Annotated in this window: 3 protein-coding genes and 1 pseudogene; all 4 read right to left on the bottom strand. The window is 33.1% G+C overall.

Annotation, left to right across the window (positions count from 1 at the left end; translation table 11 throughout):
- Nucleotides 1–365, bottom strand: a 365-nt coding sequence (locus VK998_RS12160) for a beta/alpha barrel domain-containing protein (RefSeq protein WP_325228723.1), incomplete at its 3' end; no start/stop codon positions are given.
- Nucleotides 366–390: 25 nt separating this feature from the next.
- The gene (locus tag VK998_RS12155) at nucleotides 391–1,701 is read right to left on the bottom strand and encodes an amidohydrolase family protein (protein WP_025640650.1); all 1,311 of its coding nucleotides are present in this window, start codon (nucleotides 1,699–1,701) and stop codon (nucleotides 391–393) included.
- A 10-nt stretch (nucleotides 1,702–1,711) separates the two neighbouring features.
- Nucleotides 1,712–4,003, bottom strand: coding sequence for a xanthine dehydrogenase family protein molybdopterin-binding subunit (locus VK998_RS12150; protein WP_325228720.1), 2,292 nt, complete (start codon nucleotides 4,001–4,003; stop codon nucleotides 1,712–1,714).
- Nucleotides 3,993–4,387 (bottom strand): annotated as a pseudogene (locus VK998_RS12145) (FAD binding domain-containing protein); the annotation flags it as partial. The pseudogene VK998_RS12145 and the gene VK998_RS12150, both read right to left, overlap by 11 nt.

The following is a 4,387-nucleotide window of genomic DNA, read 5'->3' as shown; positions in this document are numbered from 1 at the left end:
GAAACCAACTCTATTATATCTGCTCCTGCCTTCTCTATCTTTTCTACTAATTCACTACTTTCCTCCAAAGTATGACCAACGGAAGCTATAGTTACAACTTTCATTTCCTTTAATTTTGGAATCTCCTCATCTATCCATCTTTCTGGATCAAAATCCGTCCATTTTTCATTATTTATAAGAGAGTTATTAGTACTTCTTACCATATGAGGAGCTGGATTTATAGCTCTTTTCTTTCTAATGGTCTTAGTAACAACTGCCCCAGCACCTGCATCATATAATTTTTTCATGGACTCAGCACTATATGATAAGGGTCCTGATCCAATAATAATTGGAGATTGTAACCTAATATCTAATAAATCGTACATTTAAAATCCTCCTTATCCTGCGTATTTAAAACTTCCAAAATTCTTCTGCTACATTTTTCATTTCTTTAGAAATCTGTTTTTTATCTATGGTTTTCAATTCTCCATCTTCTAAAATAGGTCTTCCATTTATATAAACACTATCTATAAATTCCTTTTCTCCTTGAACCACAATCTGATCAAATATATTATCTAAAGTTACTGGTGTTTTAAAATTATTCTCCATTATTATAAAATCAGCCTTATTCCCAGATACTAGTTTCCCTGTATTTTTCCATCCCAATGCTTTGGCACCATATTCAGTGGCCATTTTAAATACTATACTAGCCGACATAACTGAAGCATCTTCTTTTACAGCTTTATGCAGTAAAAATGCAGATTTCATTACAGCGAAGAAATCATTTATATATCCATCGGTTCCAAGGGCTACCTCTACCCCTGCATCTAATAGATCTGGAATTGGGGCAAATCCTCCTCCTACCTCACAATTACTTAAAGGCATGTGAACTACTTTAACATCTCTTTCCTTTAATATTTTGATTTCCTCTTCCTTTACCTTGACGCATTGGGATGCTAAAACATCCTTGTCCAATAATCCTAAATGTTCTAAGTATTTTACTGGTAATTTACCATAGTTTTTTAAACAATGATCTACCTCATATATACTTTCCGATAAATGAAATTGCCAAGGGGCTTTCAATTCCTTAGCCTTATTTTGGGCTAATTTTAAGAATTTATCTGAACAAGTGAAAGTGGTATGAGTACATATAATTCCCCTTATCAATTTACTTTTTTTTCTACTCCATTCTATTAATCTACTATTTTCATCTAAACATTTAACTCCATTTTCATAACTAATCCTTTCGCAACTTTCCAAGGATAAAACTGCCTTCATTCCTATATCTTCTAATATTTTCCCCTGTTCTATCAAAGTACCTTCTTCTGTATTAGGGGCCTCCAAAGTATCACAGAATCCTATAACTCCTGATTTTATAAGCTCTATGGCTGAAGCTTTTGTAGTTGCCTTTACCTCTTTTAATCCAATCCTATTTTCAATAAAAGGCCACCAATAATCCCAAAGGAATCCTTCAAAATCCTTAAACTCTACATTAGCAGGTATACCTCTAGAAAGTACTCCATATTGATGCATATGAGCATTAATAAATCCTGGCATAAGAATTGAATTTGTTTTATCAATGATTTTAGCTTTAGGATATTTCATTTCTACTTCACTATTTGGAAGTATTTCTAATATATTTTCCCCTCTTACTACCAAAGAATGATCTATATAAATATCTTCTGCTGAAGATATTAAATACTTACTCTTTACAATGAGCATTTTTTACCTCCTAATCCTTATTGTCTTTTGATTCTTTCATGGCCATATAAACCTTTTCAGAAGTTATAGGTAAATCTCTTATATATACTCCTACAGCATTATAAACTGCATTAGCTATGGCTGGAGGTGGAGTGTGTATTACTACTTCACCAATGGATTTTGCTCCAAAAGGTCCCGTTGGTTCATAGTCTGGTTGAAATTCTACTATAATATCACCTATGTCTTTTTTGGAAGGAACATTATACTGAATAAAACTATCTGTCAACAACCTTCCACTATCAGAATATTTTACATCTTCATATAAGGCTAAACCTATTCCTTGGGTTATTCCACCCTCTACTTGAATTCTTGCCAAATTAGGATTTATAACCGTTCCACAGTCAACAACGGCAACATAGTTAATAACCTTAACTTCTCCTGTACTTTTATCTAACTCTATTTCAACAAAACCAGCAATAAAAGGTCTTGGACTTTCTGGCATTCCAAAGGTTGCATTGGCCATTAATACTTCACTATCTGGTCCTAGTACAGATTCTTGTCCTAATATGCTCAAAAGCACATATATGCTTTCATCTTCTTTATGGCATACCCTATCTTCTTTTAATTCTAAAAATAATGCTGGAATATTAAGTTTTGCTTCTGCAATCTTTAATATTTTATCTTTCAACTCTGCACAAGCTCTCACAATTGCATTCCCTGTTAAATAAGTAGTACAAGAAGCATAGGCACCAGTATCATAAGGGCATGCATCAGTATCCCCTGAATAAACTGTAATTCTATCCATATTCGTATTCAATGATTCAGCTGTAATTTGTGCTAGAACTGTATCGGAACCAGTGCCTAAATCCGATGAACCAGTTAATAATATATATGTTCCATCTTCTACCATTCGGACAATTACTGTAGCGGAATCTATATTAGCAATTCCAGAGCCATGAATAGCTATACTCATGCCAACAGCTCTTACTTTAGTAGAGTTAATTTCCTTGTTAGGATATTTTTCATCCCAACCTATTAATTCTTTACCTCTCTCAATACATTTTTCTACATTGAGACTTTTAATAGGATTTTTTAATATCCCACCTTCAGCTCCTTTTCGTATTGTATTCTTAAGTTTAATTTCCACAGGCTCTATTCCAAGTTTACTACTAAGTTCATTTATAGCTGTATCAGTAATAAAAGTCCCTTGAGTTGCACCATAACCTCTAAGAGGTCCAGCTGAAACTATATTGGTATAAACTGTTTTTCCTCTATACCTTATTGCTGGTACTTTATTATATACAGGCAATACATTTTGTGCAGCTTCCATAGTTACTACAGTTCCATTAGCACCATAAGCTCCTGTGTTGTTTATGGAATTAATATCTATAGCTTTAATATTTCCTTCTAAATCCGAACCAATTTTTACATCAAATTTCATTTCATGTCTACTTGTAGAGGCTGCAAAAGTTTCTTTCCTTGTATATATAAGTTTAGATGGTCTTTTTGTTTTCCATGTAACAAAAGCTACATAAGGTTCAGCTAACGCTACATTTTTACCTCCAAAACCTCCACCTATCCTTGGTTTTATAAACCTCAACTTTGATACAGGTAGACCAATAGCTTTAGCAGTTTGTCTTCTCATGTGGTAGGCTGATTGATTAGAAGATATTACAACAATTCTCCCATTTGCATCTATATAGGAATATGCCCTATGAGTTTCCATCATACAATGAGCTTGTGCCTGAGTATGGTAAGTTCTCTCTATTACAAGGTCACAGTTTTTAAATTCTTCTTCCACATCCCCTTTGCCTAATTTAAATCTTGAAACAATATTCTTTTTCCCATTAAATCCAAAATCAAAGGGACAAAATATATCATCCTCTGGATGTATGATAGAGCTATGTCCTTCTGCCTTAATTAAGTCTAATACTGGCTCAAGTACTTCATATTCTACTTTTACTAATTTCATTGCCTTTTCAACAGCTACCTCATCTTCTCCAACTATAATGGCAACCTCATCTCCCACATATCTTACAATAGGTTCCAATAACATTCTGTCATAAGGTGTAGGATCAGGATAAGATTCTCCTGATTCAGAGTATCTAACTTGAGGAACATCTTTATAGGTGTATATTTCTACAATCCCCTCTACCTTTTTAGCCCTATCAATATTAATATTCTTAATCCTAGCAAAAGCATGGGGACTTCTTAAAAGTTTAATTATTAAAACATCTTTATGAAAAACTAAATCATCTGTATATATTGGTTGTCCACTTAATATGGACTCACTATCTACTTTCCTTATTCCTTTACCTATCATGATAACCACCAACCTTATCATGCATTCTTTTTATCAATACTTTGCACATCTCTTCTCTATATTCTCTACTTCCTCTCATATTAGTTCCAAAATGTAATTCATCAACCACCATATCTGCAACTTTATCTATACTTGCACCATATTCTAAAGCTTCCATAGATTTTTCAGCTAATTTTGCTCTTTGAGGTCGAGAACCTATAGCAATTACATATTCGCAATTATTTCCTTTGAACATTGCTCCATTTATAATAGGCAAATCTCCAGAAGATTTTCTTAAACAATCGTATACAGCTATACCGTCCTTTTTAGGTAATATTACTTCCAATAATATATCTTTCTCATATTTTTTCTCTAAAAAATCTTTCAAATCCATAACTCCACCTT

Origin of the sequence: Schnuerera sp. (assembly GCF_035459645.1) — a bacterium.
Lineage (GTDB): Bacteria > Bacillota > Clostridia > Tissierellales > Tepidimicrobiaceae > Schnuerera.
This window is presented reverse-complemented; position numbering and strand designations above follow the sequence as displayed.